Here is a 13,810-nt window from a genome sequence, read left to right on the forward strand (position 1 = left end):
GTGACAATTCGGACGCGGGGTGGAGCAGCTCGGTAGCTCGTCGGGCTCATAACCCGAAGGTCGTCGGTTCAAATCCGGCCCCCGCAACCAACTTTCTGTACGTTCCATTCCTGCATTGCAATCATTGAACAATCCTTCTTGATGCTCGTCACCATCTGGTGATTGCTGCTATTTCTGACGCTTTTTAAAGACCAAAACTGGTCGTATCGACCATTTGTTGGGTATCATCAGGTATCTCTTCATGGATGAGGCACGCGCCTGTGATCACTCCTTTCACCTATCTTCCTCCTGCTATTGAAAGCCGGGATGCCACACTGGCCGAAACCCTTGCCCAAGGGCTACCGTTTCAACTTCTGCTGATCGCTGAAGAGCAGAAGGAGTCCTTGCTTTCGCTGCCCGCCCTTGCGGGTCTCCAGACCCAGCTTGCGCTGGGGAAAAAAGCGCCCTTTACCCTGATGCATGGCAATACCCTGTTGCAGGTGATGTTTGTGGCCGGCAGTGTGACGCGGGATCACCGCCTCTATAAACAGATCAGAGGCTGGATTGCTCCTCTTTCTGGGCTCAATGTGGAGCGCCTCGGGCTGCATCTGGAAGGTTTTTCCCCCTCCGAGCGAGTGATGCTGGCCGAAGTGATGTTGTCGGCCCTGCTTGCCGCTAATATTTCGTTGCCCACCAGCAAGCGCCGTAGTGAAAGCAGCTGGAGCTATCAGCAGATCAAGGTTTCACCCGCAGTGGTGCTGGACTTGGCACGCCTTTACAGCGAAGCGGGGGGCAACGGGCTGGCTCGCCATCTGGCGGTGTTGCCTGCCTCCGAGCTGACGGCCGCCAGCTATCGCGAGTTTGTCAGCAAGCTGGCGCAAGATGAGGGGTGGCAGTGCCATCACTATGATCAGGCGCAGCTGGCCGAGTTGGGGGCAGGGGCGTTTCTGGCCGTTGCTCGTGGCTCGGAAGACAATCAGGGGGCCATGGTCAAGCTCAGCTACTATCCACCCAAGCCGGTGCGCCGCATTGCACTGGTGGGCAAGGGGATCTGCCACGACTCTGGCGGTTACAACCTCAAGGTCTCTGGCAGCATGTATGGCATGCATCTGGACATGGGGGGGAGTGCAGTGGCGCTCGGCACCCTCTACGCTATCAGCCGAGCTCAGCTACCCTACGAGGTACACTGCTGGCTGGCCATTGCCGAGAACCATATCGGCCCTCACGCCTATCGCCCCGGCGAGGTGGTGACTGCCATCAATGGCACCTCCATCGAGGTGGTCGATACCGATGCCGAAGGGCGAATGGTATTGGCCGACACCCTGGCGATGGCGGTGCAGGATACTCCGGATCTGCTGCTCGATTACGCAACCCTGACCGGGGCCTGCAAACGGGCGCTGGGTAGCCGCTACAGCGGCGTCTTTACCAATCGCAGCGAATGGATGGCATCATTGGTCAATCTGGGTCAGCGCAGCGGTGAGCGGATCTGGCCCTTCCCGCTTGATGACGATTACGACGACAACATCGAGAGCGAGTGGGCCGATCTGTTGCAGTGTGCGCCTGGCAGTTCGCCGGATCACATCGATGCGGCCCGTTTCCTCGCCCACTTCGTGCCCGAACAGACCCCCTGGCTGCACTTCGACCTGAGCGGTTTTCGCAACAAGGGGGGCAATGGGGTGGTCTCCAGCGAAGTGACCGGCTTCGGCGTGCGTCTCACGCTGGATCTGCTGGCCAGCCCGCTTGGCAGAGTTGGTCGCCAAGCCTCTGAACAATCTGAATGATTACAAGGATTTCTGTGAAACAACCAAGCTATGACTGGGTGCTGTTCGATTTGGATGAAACCCTGCTCGATTTTCCGGTCGCCTCTGCGCTGACTCACACCTTGCAGATCTATGGCGTACAGGCTGATGACGCCAGCATGGCGCAGTACCACGCCCTCAACCACGGGCTCTGGCAGCAGTACAACGACGGCGAGATCGATGCAACGGCGTTGCAGCAGACCCGCTTCTCCCTCTTTGCCCAGCAGGTTGCCGCCGATCCCATGGCGATGAACAACACCTTTCTGGAGCAGATCATTGCCCTTAGCATGCCTCTCGAAGGGGTGGTCGAGACCCTGCAGCAGCTACGCAGCAAGGTGCGGATGGGGATCATCACCAATGGTTTCAGCGTGCCTCAGCGGGGGCGGCTCGGCAAACTGGGCTGGAGCGAGTGGTTCGAGCCGCTGGTGATCTCCGACGAGATCCGGGTGACCAAGCCGGCGCCAGCTATTTTCCAGCACACCCTCTCCCTGATGGGGCAGCCAGATCCGGCCCGGGTGCTGATGGTGGGGGATAACCCGAAAACCGATATTGCCGGGGCGGCGGCGCAGGGGCTGGCAACCTGCTGGTACAACCCGGCGCGGCAAGCGGGCGAGTGTGATGCAACCCACGAAATCCACCACTTCGCCCACCTTGCCGACATTGTGCTGGGACGCAGATAGACAGGCTTAACCCATCACGTGATCGGTGACCAAAACGTCCTGGCAAGTTGCAACCAGGGCTGTTTGAGACAGGATTGGGTTTGCTTGAGACTGTAAGGGGAGCAGATGCTCCCCTTACTTATGAGTGTTTTCCTGTGAATGCAGGGATCTGAACTGGTAGCGATCGAGGATCTGCTGATAGTCGGGACTCTGTTTCAATTGATCGATAGCCTGATTGATCCGCTGCAGTTGCGCTTCTGTGGTGCTCTCTTTGCTCAGCATCAGGTGAACCGGTGTCTGTTCGATATGCAGCAGAATATACAGCTTGTCCTGCACGCCATCCTTACCCTGCCACTCCTGCAGTCCGTGGGGATCCAGAATAAACCCCTGGATCCGTCCCCCTTGCAACATCTTCAGCAGCTGATCCAGCCGCAGGCGCATCTGCAAACGGGGCTGCAGCTCGGGCCTTGCCATCAACTGGCGGAAGGTATTGCCGTAATCAAAGCCCTTGAGCACCCCGATATGAAAGTCAGGGGTGTTGATCAACTGCTCCAGGGTGGTGATCCCGCGCCAGCGCTCGGCATCTTGCCGACGGATGACGATGGCCGTTTCCTCTTCCCGATAGGGGTGGCTGAAGCGGGCATATTGCTGGCGCTCGGCGGTGATATTGGCTGACATGGCCAGTTGAACCGTGCCGAATTTCAGCTCGTGCAACACGCGAGCCCAGGGCATTTCACTGAATCTGGCCTGATAACCGGCACGCAGGAAGATGGCGTTGAGCAGCTCCACATCCAGTCCGCGGAGCTGTTGTTGTTCATTGCGATAACTGAAGGGCTGCCAGTCGACCCAGCCCACGACCAATGACTCTTGTGCCGTAGCCTGGCAACACAAACACCATAACAACAAGAGTCTGTACACAACGCATACCCTCGAACAGGCTGATACGGTTGAGTATTGGACAGGAACGACGGAGTAACCAGTGCTGAGGGTTGAGCGGATGCACAGATGTGCATCCCTCACAGTTCGTGGGCGTGGAATCCCTTGCGATAACGGGTTTCACAGCGCGGGCAGCGTTGCAGGGTCGGATCCTGTTCCAGCTGTTCGATGGAAAGCGGCTCTTCACAATCGGAGCAGAGGCCATAGAGGCCAAGATCCATTTGGCAGAGTGCCGCATCGATCCGCTTGAGGCGGGCCACGCTCTGCTCAACCTTCGGCAGATCCAGCCGGCTGGTCAGTTCTACCAGTTGATCCTGCTCGCAGTGACCGACCTGTTCGGCCCACTCGTCACGGCGGCAGGCTTTAAGCTGACCGATCAGCGTTTCTCGTACTTGGGCCCAGTCTGACAGCAGGCGATTACGCCAGACAGTCAACTGTGCTTGCGTCATTTCACACACATTATCCCCCACAGGACAGACGACAGATTCGGGGCAGTATAGGGATCCGATAACTCTATCAAGATGATATGCGTCAAGTTAAACGTGGTTAGCCGTGGCTTTTGGCTGCTTGCAACAGGGCATCGCGGATGGGAGCCGTCTCTTTGAGCACCCGGATCTCCTGAAACAGCAGGTCCGCTTCGGGATATTCCCGCTTGAGATAGCTGAACCACTGTTTGATGCGGCTGGGGTAGTAGTCGGCTTTTTCGCTGGCCAGATCCTGCTCGGTATAGCTCACCATCAACTGCAGCACCTCGGCCCAGCTCATGTGCGGGCAGCCGTTTTTCATCACGTTGGCCAGATTGGGCAGGGAGATGGCGCCGCGCCCGACCATCAGGGCATCACAACCCGAGACCCTGGCGCAGGCGAGGGCATCTTTGTGATCCCAAATTTCACCGTTGGCGGTGACGGGGATCGGCAGGGCGCGGCGAATGGCATCCACATACTCCCAGTGAGCGGGTGCCTTGTACCCTTCGCGCTTGGTGCGGGCATGAACGGCCAGCTCGTTGGCGCCCCCCTGAAAGACCGCCTGGGCGTTCTCCAGATAGAGATCCTTGTCATCGTAACCGAGGCGAATTTTGGCGCTCACCGGCAGATGGGCGGGCACCGCCTCGCGCACCGCCTTGACGATGCGGTAGATGGTCTCGGGCTCTTTGAGCAGCACCGCACCGCCCTTGCTCTTGTTGACCGTAGGGGCGGGACAGCCGAAGTTGAGATCGACGCCGGGGGAGCCCAGCTCGATGGCGCGCACGGCGTTCTCGGCCAGCCACTCGGGGTGTTGCCCCAGCAGTTGTACCCGCACCGGGGTGCCTGCGCGGGTTTTGCCATCTTGCAGCAGTTCAGGGCAGAGGCGGTAGAACACCTTGGCGGGCAGCAGCTGATCGACGACCCGGATAAACTCGCTCACGCAGAGATCGTAATCATTGACGGAGGTGAGTACCTCCCGCATCAGGTGATCCAGTACCCCCTGCATGGGGGCCAAAATAACGCGCATAACGGCTTTCCGACGAGAGTGGCAAGAAAAAAGAGCGCAGATTGTAGTGGGGTTGCGGCCCGCTGTCAGCACCCGCTCAAACTCTGTTAGGCTAGAGGGAGATAAATCACGCAAGGAGAAGGAATGAAGCGTTGGTGTCTGATGGCGCTCGGGTGGCTGGCATTTGCCACCGGTATCGTGGGCATTGTGCTGCCCCTGTTGCCGACTACCCCCTTCATGTTGCTGGCTGCCGCCCTGTTTGCCCGCTCGTCGCCCCGTTTTCATCGCTGGTTGCTGACCCATCCCTGGTTTGGCCCGCCCATCGTGGATTGGCAGCAGTATCGCGGCATTCGTCGTCAGGCCAGACGGCGCGCCATTATCTTCATTTTGCTCACCTTTTCGGTGTCGCTGGCGGTGGTGCCACTGCTGTGGGTCAAGGGGCTGCTGGTTGTCATAATGGTGATCCTGCTCACCTGGTTAATGCGTCTGCCAGTGCTGGAGCCAGTTGCAATGGTGAAGTGAAGTCCCTAAGCTATTGCAGCAATAATGCTATGGAGTCGGCCTGTCATTTTTGCGTGACAGGCTTTTTTATTTCCCGCAGAAGGGAATTGAGAAAAAATGGCCACCCCTGGGTCAAAAAAATAAGCGGTCAACACATGAATCCGGAAACCCTGAAATTTATCGAAGCAAGCATCAAGACCATTCCCGACTATCCGAAGCCGGGCATTCTGTTTCGTGACATCACCAGCCTGATCGAGAACGCCGAGGCCTTCAAGGCCACCATCGATCTGCTGGCCAATCATTATCGTGATCAAGGGATCACCAAGATTGTTGGCACCGAAGCTCGCGGCTTCATCTTTGGCGCACCGGTTGCCTATGCCATGGGACTGGGCTTCGTGCCGGTCCGCAAGCCGGGCAAGCTGCCGCGCGAAGTGATCGAGGAGTCCTATGCCCTCGAGTACGGTACCGACACCCTGCAACTGCACACCGATGCCATCGTGCCCGGTGACAAAGTGCTGGTCGTGGACGATCTGCTGGCGACCGGCGGTACCGTCGATGCGACCGTCAAGCTGATCCGCCGTGCTGGTGGTGAAGTGGCCGATGCGGCTTTCATCATCTCCCTGCCGTCTCTGGGCGGCGATGCCCGCCTGACTGCCGCTGGCATCAAGGTGGTCTCACTGGTCGAGCTGGCCGGCGAGTAATGCCTCTTCGGCCCGATCCTCTGCATCGGGCCTGCGTTGAACCGGTGCCCTTGTGGGCATCGGTTTGAAAATCAAGCGATCCCTCCCGCTCTCACCGATAGCCGATACAGCCAGCCCGCCATTTGTGTTAGCATCCGGCCTCAATGCCCTGTCTTCCCTGCATGATGGATTTATGAGCTATCAGGTTCTGGCGCGTAAATGGCGCCCCCATACGTTTGAACAAGTGGTAGGCCAGCAACATGTGCTGACCGCCTTGACCAACGCCCTGGATCAGGGACGGCTGCATCACGCCTATCTGCTGAGCGGTACCCGCGGCGTCGGCAAAACCACCATCGCCCGTATTCTGGCCAAGAGCCTCAACTGCGAGCAGGGGATCAGCAGCCACCCGTGTGGCGTTTGCGATACCTGCCGCGAGATCGATCAGGGCAACTTTGTCGACCTGCTGGAGATTGACGCGGCGTCGCGCACCAAGGTGGAAGATACCCGCGAGCTGCTCGACAACGTGCAGTACCGCCCGGCCCGTGGCCGCTTCAAGGTCTACCTCATCGATGAAGTGCACATGTTGTCGCGCCACAGCTTCAACGCGCTGCTGAAAACCCTGGAAGAGCCGCCCCCCTATGTGAAGTTTCTGCTGGCCACCACGGATCCGCAAAAGCTGCCCATTACCATTCTCTCGCGCTGTCTGCAGTTTCATCTGAAGAGTCTGGATCAGACCCAGATCGCCAAGCAGCTCGAATGGGTGCTGGATCAGGAAGGGCAGCCCTTCGAACCACGCGCGCTGCTGGCCCTGGCCAAAGCCGCCGACGGCAGTATGCGAGATGCCCTGAGCCTGACCGATCAGGCTCTGGCCCACGGTAACGGCAGCGTGCGCCTCGACAGCGTGCTGGCGATGCTGGGCACGCTCGATCACCGCCATCTGCACCAGCTGCTGGAAGCCATTTTGCGGCAAGATGCCCCCGCGACCATGGCCAAGATCACCGAGATCGCCACCCTGGGCCCCGATTTTGATCAGCTCCACGCCGAGCTGGAAGGTTTGCTCCATCGCATCGCCATGGCGCAGCTGCTGCCTGCCAGCGTGCAGGAGCAGGGGGCGGATGCTGATTCCCTGCTGCAACTGGCCAAGGCGATGGGCCCGGAAGAGGTGCAGCTCTGCTACCAGATCGTGCTGGGTGGCCGTAAAGATCTGCCCTGGGCTCCCGATGGCCGCACCGCGCTGGAGATGACCTGCCTGCGGATGCTCGCCTTCTCCCCAAGGCGTGATGCCCTGCATCCGGCCAGCCTCACCGCGCTGCCCCCGTCAATGACGAGCAGTACGGCGAGCAGCGCTACTTCGGTTGCCTCTTTGCCGGGAAAGCGCCCGGCCGCTGAATCGGCCACAGTGGCACCGATCAGCGGCGCCGTGCCTGCACCGCTAGCCAGCCCTGTTGCCACCAGTGCCGTGCCCGCGGTTGATGTCTCCCTGCCTGCGATGACGGATGACATCGGCAACCCCGCCGATAGCGAGGAGGAGGCGCAAGCCGCCGAGCTGTTCAGCCAGCAGGATGAACTGCTGCGCGAAGCTGCGGGCATGGGGTATCAACCCGAGCCCGCGTTGCCACGTGTGCAGCCCGATGTGTCTGCGTACTCAGCCGCACAGCCCGTTGATGCTGATGATCGAGCGCCTGCCGCAGCCGATACGGACTATTCCCGTGGCGAGCCGCTGACTGCCAGCATCGAGCCCGCGCTCGAACCGACAACCGCGCCGGTTAGCGCACCTGAAGCTGTTTCAGCGGTGTCGAGCATGCAGAGCCTGCTTGGCAAGCGAAACATGCTGCGCAGCCGCCAGCGTGGTCAGGATGCCCCAGCGGCGCCCGCGCCGCGCGCAGTGCCGGTTGCGCCAGCTCGTCCTGTCGCGCCCGCTGCTGCACCGGTCGTCGCCCAACAGCCAGCCCCGATCAGTCAACCGACCGGGCAGGGGATAGCGGCGATGGGTCACTATGATGATCTGCCGCCAGTGGATCTCTATAACGACAGTTACGAGCCGCAGGGTGACAACGGGGAATACGAAGAGTACCTCAATCAGGGCTTTGCCGAGCAGACTCCGGTGATGAGCCACGCCCCTGTCACGGCTCCGGCCCAGCCAACCGATCTGCCCCCCTGGGATCTCGACGGGCAGCCGAGCTATCGACCCGGTGAGCGCAGCGCTGCGGCGCCAGCGGTGACGCCCACCCCAGCGACCCAGCCGCCCGTTGCCACCACGGCAGTGGCTGCTGCCCTTGTGACGCAGGATGAACCCCCTCAGCCTGTGATGGAGACCATCGACTGGGATGAGCTCGAAAGCGACAGCGAGCCGCAAGAGGGGGAGGTGACTCGCCTTATCCCCTCCTCGCTACTCAATGGTTGCGGCGATGCTTGGGCCGAGTTGATCGCCCACACTCAGGTGGGGGGGCGGCTGCGCCAGCTGGCCATCAACTCGGTGATGACGCGGGAAGGGGACAAGGTACTGCTAACCCTCAAGCCCGAGCAGCGCCATCTGGTGAGCGACAAGGCGCGCGCCGATCTGGCCGAGATCATCGGGCCAGCGCTGGGTCAACCGGTGCAGGTCGAGGTGACGCTTGGTGTGGTGCCTGACCAGGAGACCCCCCTCGAGATCGAACATCGCCTTTATCTCGGGGTACGCGAGCAGGTGACCCAGGATCTGGAGCAGGATCCCAACGTGCAGTTTTTAGTTCAGCGGTTTGGTGCCGTGCTTCATCACGAGAGCATCGAGCCCCTCAACCGCTAAATTCCGTGGCCGGGAGCTTGCTTCCGGTTGAAAAGCAGTTTGGCTGTCCCCATCTAGGACAGACAAGCCCACAGCCCGGCGCTGGATGCCGGATTTCAAGACGAGAGACGACATATGTTTGGTAAAGGTGGAATGGGGAACCTGATGAAACAGGCCCAACAGATGCAAGAGCGTATGCAGAAGGCGCAGGAGCAGCTGGCTCAGATGGAAGTGACCGGTGAAGCCGGTGCTGGCATGGTCAAGGTCACCATGACCGGTAGCCACAGCGTCCGTCGCATCGAGATCGACCCCTCCCTGATGGAAGATGACAAGGAGCTGCTGGAAGATCTGGTTGCCGCCGCTTGCAACGATGCCGTGCGTCGTGTGGAAGAGCAGAACAAGGCCAAGATGGGCGAACTGACCGGTGGCATGCAACTGCCGCCAGGCTTCAAGATGCCGTTCTAAGGCGACTCTCCCCGCGCATTCTTGCTCCCTTGTCGCTGGCCATTCGGGCCACGGCAAGGTGGACGGCCGAGAGATCCAAAGACGCAGCGTTATTGCTCAGGCGATACGCTGCGTTTTTTTATGGGCGCCATGCTGGCGCGGGCGGGCTCTAACTATCCCTTCTGCGGAGAGGTTGCCACAGCGCAGGCTGATTACGCCATGAAACGCAGCGCCTTGTATAGGCGGCACTATTTGTCGATACCCGCTATCGGATATCCCGGTTTGGCGTGGCCGGGCTGGATCGGCATAATGGCGGCTTGCCGTATCGAGGAGATTGTATGAAATATATCGGAGCCCACGTCAGTGCGGCCGGCGGGGTGGAGAATACCATCGCCCGCGCCCAGGCCATCGGGGCCAACGCGTTTGCCCTCTTTACCAAGAATCAACGTCAGTGGCAGGCGGCTCCCTTGTCGGATGCCACCATCCGCGCCTTCAAGGCGGCCTGTGACAAGGCCGGTTTTCTGCCGGAGCAGATCCTGCCCCACGACAGCTATCTCATCAATCTGGGCCACCCGGATCCCGATGGTCTGGCCAAATCCCGCGATGCGTTTCTCGACGAGATGAAGCGTTGCGAGCAACTGGGGCTTTGCTATCTGAACTTCCACCCCGGTAGCCATCTCAAGCAGATCCCTGAGGCGGCCAGCCTCAAGCTGGTGAGCGAGTCCATCAACTGGGCGCTGGAGCGCAGTGAAGGGGTGACGGCGGTGATCGAGAATACCGCCGGGCAGGGGACCAACCTCGGCTGGTCGTTCGAGCACCTCGCCACCATCATCGAGGGGGTGGAGGACAAGAGCCGGGTCGGGATCTGTTTCGATACCTGCCACGCCTTTGCCGCCGGCTACGATCTGCGCACCGCCGAGAGCTGCGCTGCCGTCTTTGCCGAGTTCGACCGCACGGTGGGTTTTCATTATCTCAAGGGGATGCATATCAACGGCGCCAAGTGTACCTTCGGCAGCCGGGTCGATCGCCACCACAGCTTGCGGGAGGGCAATCTGGGGGAGGCAGTATTCCACCACATCATGAATGATGATCGCTTCGATCGCATTCCGCTGATCCTCGAGACCATCGACGAGTCCATCTGGGGCGAGGAGATCAGCTGGTTGCGCAGTCTGGCGCAGTGATACCGAGTAAGCGAATCAAAGAGAGGGAGCCGTGGCTCCCTCTCTGCTTTTTCCGTTATTGGCGTGCGGGCCTGTCAGCGGCGCTCCGAGCGCGCGTTACTCTGCGCGGCTCACCTCGGCATCCTTCACCTGAGCCCGGCAGAAGTGGATAAAGTGGCGCAGGGAGGTGGAGTGGTACTTCTGCTTGTGCCAGATAAGGGAGAGCTGGCGCGGGAAGCGGCGGGAGAGGGGCAGGGCGATCAGCCGCCCATCAGCCAGGCGATCCGAGGCTGCCAGCCGGGAGATAAAGGAGATGCCAAGCCCCTTCTCCACCGCCAGCATCACCGCCTCCAGGGTGTTGAGTTCAAGCCCTGGTTGCCAGCGGGGCAGCTCGGGCTGGATCTGCTGGATAAATTGCTCGCGGCTGCCCGATTGTGCTTCACGCAATACCCAGGTCTCGCCCCCCAGTCGGGAGAGGGAGAGCTCCTTCTTGTTGGCAAGCGGGTGACCGGGTGGGGCCACCACCAGCATCTCGTCCTGCAGCCAGGGTTCGGCGAGCAGGTCGGGGTGGTGGTTCTCCCCCTCGATCAGTGCCATATCCAGCTCGAAGTTGGCCAGCGCATGGCAGAGCAGGTGAGTGTTGTTGATGGTCACCTTGGGGGGGAGCCCCAGCTCCTGTTTGCTGCTGGCGAGCAGGGTAGGGAGCAGGTAGTTGCCGATGGTCTGGCTGGCACCAAGGCGCAGCTGGCCGCTCGGTTCGGCATCGGGACTGAACAGGTTCTCGATATCCTGCATCCGGGTCAGCAGCTCTTCGGCGGCCGGTTGCAGCAGGCGCCCTTCGTTATTGAGCTGCAATCTGGGGTGAATGCGGTCAAACAACGGGGTGGAGAGCTGGCGCTCCAGCTCCTGCAGCGACTGGGAGACGGCCCCCTTGCTCAGGCAGAGCTCGTTGGCGGCAAGGCCAAGGTTTCCATAACGGGCAATGGTGGCGAACACTTTCAGCTGCTGCAGGGTCAGTTTCATCGTGTTTGGTTTTCCTGAATGATTGATTCAATTCATTTAGATATCGTAAACGATAAGGGGCCATTATCCTATCGCCATAGTCATCAATAGAAAGGTGTCATCATGATCGCAAGAACCCGTAAATCACTGGCTGCCGCCCCAACCCCCATGGCGGGTTTGGCGCTGGGCATCGCCAGCCTTGGTTGGTGTTGGGAAAATGCCGGTCACTTCGATGGCCGGATGCAACTGCTGGGCGCTGCCATCGCGGCCGTGCTGCTGGTGATCCTGACCTTCAAGTTTCTGCTTCACCCCCGCCTGCTGTTGCAGGATCTCGCTCACCCCGTCGTCGGCAGTGTGGTACCGACCTATGCCATGGGTACCATGGTGGTCTCCAAAGCGCTCGGTATGATTGCGCCGCAAGCGGGCGAGGCCCTCTGGCTGTTTGCCGTGGCAGTTCACCTGCTGTTCCTGGCCACCTTTATCTGGCATCGCGCCAAAGAGTTTGAAATCCACCACATGGTGCCGAGCTGGTTCGTGCCGCCGGTGGGGATCATCGTGGCTGACGTCGCCTTCCCGGGTGGTCAGTTTGCCCCGCTGGCCAACGGTCTGCTCTGGTTCGGGATCATCTGCTATGGCCTGATGCTGCCGCTGATGCTCTATCGCCTGATCTTCAGCCATGAAGTGCCGGATGCCGCCAAACCGACCATCGCCATTCTGGCGGCTCCTGCCAGCCTCTCTCTGGCCGGTTACCTGACTGTCAGTCAGGAGCCGTCACTGCTGCTGGTGGCCGTGCTGTTGGGGATCGCCATCCTGATGACCGGCATCATCTATCTGGCCTTCATCAAACTGCTGCGTCTGCCCTTCTCGCCGGGTTATGCCGCCTTCACCTTCCCGCTGGTGATCGGTGCCACCGCCCTGTTCAAAGTGGCTCATCTGGTTGAAGGGTTTGCACAAGGCAGTCACTACGTCGAGCAGATCAGACTGCTGGCCCACTTCGAGCTGGGGGTGGCTACCGTGATCGTCGGGTATGTGGCACTGCGTTACCTGATGTTTTTTCTGCCGCAGCGTAATACCGAAATGAATAACGGCATGGCTCGCCAGGGTGCTCACCGTTAAATCTTGAAGAAGATGTGACATCGGGAAATGGATAAGCAGTGTGCTCCGAGAGCGACGGGATAAACGACCAGTCATACGATGGATGGACAAAGATCCTCCACCCTGGTTGTGTAACGAGCAAAATGCCCCGCAGTGCGGGGCATTTTTTTATGGTTTTTTGATGTGGCGCCCCTGGCGGGCTATTTGCCATGGATTTAACTGGTATTACCTGTCAGGACGACTACAATGCAGCACCACTTTTTCGCTCGACCCCGATACATGTCGTCCCAAGATCCCGTATTTGACTCCTCTTTTGAAGCCCGTTTTCTGCATCCCCGCTACTGGTTCAGCTGGCTGGCGCTCGGTGTGCTGATGTTGCTGGCCTTTGTGCCGGTGCGATTGCGCGACCGTTTGGCCGAAGCCTTGGCACCGCTGGTGTTTCGTATCTCGAAAAAACAGATTTATATCGCCAGAACCAATCTGGAGATCTGCTTCCCGGACAAGAGCCCGGAAGAGCGGGATGCCATTGCACTGACCTCGATCCGGGTCGGCCTCAAGAGTCTGTTGGGATTTGGCGAGTTCACCATGCGCAGCCAGCGTTATCTGATGAGCCGGATGCAGGTGAGCGGTTGGGAGCATATCGAGGCGGAGCGGGCGGCCGGCCGTCCGGTGATCCTGGTAGTGCCCCATACCTGGCCGGTGGATGCCGCCGGTTACTGCTTCACCCAGCGCGGGGTGCCGATGTGCACCATGATGAAACGGGCGCGCAATCCGGTGTTTGATTGGCACCTCAACCGTGCACGAGCCAAGAACGGTTGCCGCGTCTATGAGCGCAGCGCCGGGATCAAGGCGGTGATCAGGACCATCAAGAGCGGTCGCAGCTTCTTCTATCTGCCGGATCAGGATCATGGCCGCGAGAAGAGCATCTTCGCCCCCTTCTTTGGCTATCCCAAAGCGACCCTGCCTGCCTTGCCCCGTCTGGTGCAGGTCAGTGGCGCCAAGGCGGTGCCGCTGCTCGCCTGCTATGACGAAGCGAACCACTGCTACCGGCTGGAGATTGAGGCACCGTTCGACAACTATCCCACCGAGGATGTGATGGCCGATACCTGTCGGATGAACGACATGGTGCAACAGCAGCTGATGCGCCATCCGGGCCAGTACATGTGGTTCCTCAAGATCTTCGATACCCGTGAAGATCAGGAGGGGCTGGATGGCCTCTACGAAGAGGGGATACGCCGGATCCGCAAGGGATTGTCGCCCCACGGCTGACCCAGAATTTGGATTGATTGAAATGGCCCCAGGTGGGCCATTTTTTATGATA

13 protein-coding genes and 1 tRNA gene are annotated in these 13,810 nt (G+C 60.0%); 10 read left to right on the plus strand and 4 right to left on the minus strand.

The window, feature by feature from the left end; translation table 11 throughout:
* Window positions 1–13: 13 nt before the first annotated feature.
* From AB5Y85_RS07465 to yjjG, 3 genes are all read left to right on the plus strand, one after another.
* Window positions 14–90, plus strand: a tRNA-Met gene (locus AB5Y85_RS07465).
* Between the two features lie 170 nt (window positions 91–260).
* A complete protein-coding gene (locus AB5Y85_RS07470; protein WP_368221305.1) occupies window positions 261–1,760 on the plus strand; it encodes a leucyl aminopeptidase family protein in 1,500 nt (499 codons plus the stop codon).
* A gap of 14 nt (window positions 1,761–1,774) precedes the next feature.
* Window positions 1,775–2,458: a pyrimidine 5'-nucleotidase gene (gene yjjG, locus AB5Y85_RS07475; protein WP_368221302.1), complete on the plus strand. Its 684-nt coding sequence runs from the start codon at window positions 1,775–1,777 to the stop codon at window positions 2,456–2,458.
* Between the two features lie 114 nt (window positions 2,459–2,572).
* Here yjjG and AB5Y85_RS07480 read toward each other — a convergent pair whose 3' ends face one another.
* From AB5Y85_RS07480 to dusC, 3 genes are all read right to left on the minus strand, one after another.
* Window positions 2,573–3,292, minus strand: coding sequence for an ABC transporter substrate-binding protein (locus AB5Y85_RS07480; protein WP_157160697.1), 720 nt, complete (start codon window positions 3,290–3,292; stop codon window positions 2,573–2,575).
* Window positions 3,293–3,453: 161 nt separating this feature from the next.
* Window positions 3,454–3,822 carry a hypothetical protein gene (locus tag AB5Y85_RS07485; RefSeq protein WP_005333451.1) on the minus strand — a complete coding sequence of 123 codons (369 nt, stop codon included), beginning with the start codon at window positions 3,820–3,822 and terminating at the stop codon, window positions 3,454–3,456.
* A gap of 97 nt (window positions 3,823–3,919) precedes the next feature.
* Window positions 3,920–4,864, minus strand: a complete 945-nt coding sequence (dusC, locus tag AB5Y85_RS07490; protein ID WP_368221303.1) for a tRNA dihydrouridine(16) synthase DusC — start codon at window positions 4,862–4,864, stop codon at window positions 3,920–3,922.
* 123 nt (window positions 4,865–4,987) lie between these two features.
* Between dusC and AB5Y85_RS07495 the strand changes: the two genes are divergently transcribed.
* From AB5Y85_RS07495 to nfo, 5 genes are all read left to right on the plus strand, one after another.
* A complete protein-coding gene (locus tag AB5Y85_RS07495; protein ID WP_005352406.1) occupies window positions 4,988–5,365 on the plus strand; it encodes a YbaN family protein in 378 nt (125 codons plus the stop codon).
* Between the two features lie 134 nt (window positions 5,366–5,499).
* Complete coding sequence (gene apt / locus AB5Y85_RS07500; RefSeq protein WP_005352403.1) at window positions 5,500–6,045, plus strand: adenine phosphoribosyltransferase; 546 nt, start codon at window positions 5,500–5,502, stop codon at window positions 6,043–6,045.
* 172 nt (window positions 6,046–6,217) lie between these two features.
* Window positions 6,218–8,809: a DNA polymerase III subunit gamma/tau gene (dnaX, locus tag AB5Y85_RS07505; protein ID WP_368221304.1), complete on the plus strand. Its 2,592-nt coding sequence runs from the start codon at window positions 6,218–6,220 to the stop codon at window positions 8,807–8,809.
* Between the two features lie 114 nt (window positions 8,810–8,923).
* Window positions 8,924–9,253, plus strand: coding sequence for a YbaB/EbfC family nucleoid-associated protein (locus AB5Y85_RS07510; RefSeq protein WP_005333445.1), 330 nt, complete (start codon window positions 8,924–8,926; stop codon window positions 9,251–9,253).
* A gap of 317 nt (window positions 9,254–9,570) precedes the next feature.
* The gene (gene nfo, locus AB5Y85_RS07515; protein WP_069555787.1) at window positions 9,571–10,413 is read left to right on the plus strand and encodes a deoxyribonuclease IV; all 843 of its coding nucleotides are present in this window, start codon (window positions 9,571–9,573) and stop codon (window positions 10,411–10,413) included.
* A gap of 96 nt (window positions 10,414–10,509) precedes the next feature.
* Here nfo and AB5Y85_RS07520 read toward each other — a convergent pair whose 3' ends face one another.
* Window positions 10,510–11,415: a LysR substrate-binding domain-containing protein gene (locus AB5Y85_RS07520; protein ID WP_040068074.1), complete on the minus strand. Its 906-nt coding sequence runs from the start codon at window positions 11,413–11,415 to the stop codon at window positions 10,510–10,512.
* 102 nt (window positions 11,416–11,517) lie between these two features.
* Here AB5Y85_RS07520 and AB5Y85_RS07525 point away from each other — a divergent pair, with 102 nt between their 5' ends.
* Window positions 11,518–12,510 (plus strand): TDT family transporter, encoded by a 993-nt coding sequence (locus AB5Y85_RS07525; RefSeq protein WP_005352390.1) that lies wholly within the window; start codon window positions 11,518–11,520, stop codon window positions 12,508–12,510.
* A gap of 258 nt (window positions 12,511–12,768) precedes the next feature.
* Window positions 12,769–13,758 carry a lauroyl-Kdo(2)-lipid IV(A) myristoyltransferase gene (gene lpxM, locus AB5Y85_RS07530; RefSeq protein ID WP_204483432.1) on the plus strand — a complete coding sequence of 330 codons (990 nt, stop codon included), beginning with the start codon at window positions 12,769–12,771 and terminating at the stop codon, window positions 13,756–13,758.
* Window positions 13,759–13,810 lie beyond the last annotated feature (52 nt).

This window comes from Aeromonas sp. R3-1 (assembly GCF_040908345.1).
Classification (GTDB): domain Bacteria; phylum Pseudomonadota; class Gammaproteobacteria; order Enterobacterales; family Aeromonadaceae; genus Aeromonas; species Aeromonas veronii.

Coding starts and splice junctions, on each gene's coding strand:
- AB5Y85_RS07485 (WP_005333451.1), bottom strand. CDS start 3,822: ATGACGCAAGCACAGTTGACTGTCTGGCGTAATCGCCTGCTGTCAGAC.
- dusC (WP_368221303.1), bottom strand. CDS start 4,864: ATGCGCGTTATTTTGGCCCCCATGCAGGGGGTACTGGATCACCTGATG.
- AB5Y85_RS07495 (WP_005352406.1), top strand. CDS start 4,988: ATGAAGCGTTGGTGTCTGATGGCGCTCGGGTGGCTGGCATTTGCCACC.
- apt (WP_005352403.1), top strand. CDS start 5,500: ATGAATCCGGAAACCCTGAAATTTATCGAAGCAAGCATCAAGACCATT.
- dnaX (WP_368221304.1), top strand. CDS start 6,218: ATGAGCTATCAGGTTCTGGCGCGTAAATGGCGCCCCCATACGTTTGAA.
- AB5Y85_RS07510 (WP_005333445.1), top strand. CDS start 8,924: ATGTTTGGTAAAGGTGGAATGGGGAACCTGATGAAACAGGCCCAACAG.
- nfo (WP_069555787.1), top strand. CDS start 9,571: ATGAAATATATCGGAGCCCACGTCAGTGCGGCCGGCGGGGTGGAGAAT.
- AB5Y85_RS07520 (WP_040068074.1), bottom strand. CDS start 11,415: ATGAAACTGACCCTGCAGCAGCTGAAAGTGTTCGCCACCATTGCCCGT.
- AB5Y85_RS07525 (WP_005352390.1), top strand. CDS start 11,518: ATGATCGCAAGAACCCGTAAATCACTGGCTGCCGCCCCAACCCCCATG.
- lpxM (WP_204483432.1), top strand. CDS start 12,769: ATGTCGTCCCAAGATCCCGTATTTGACTCCTCTTTTGAAGCCCGTTTT.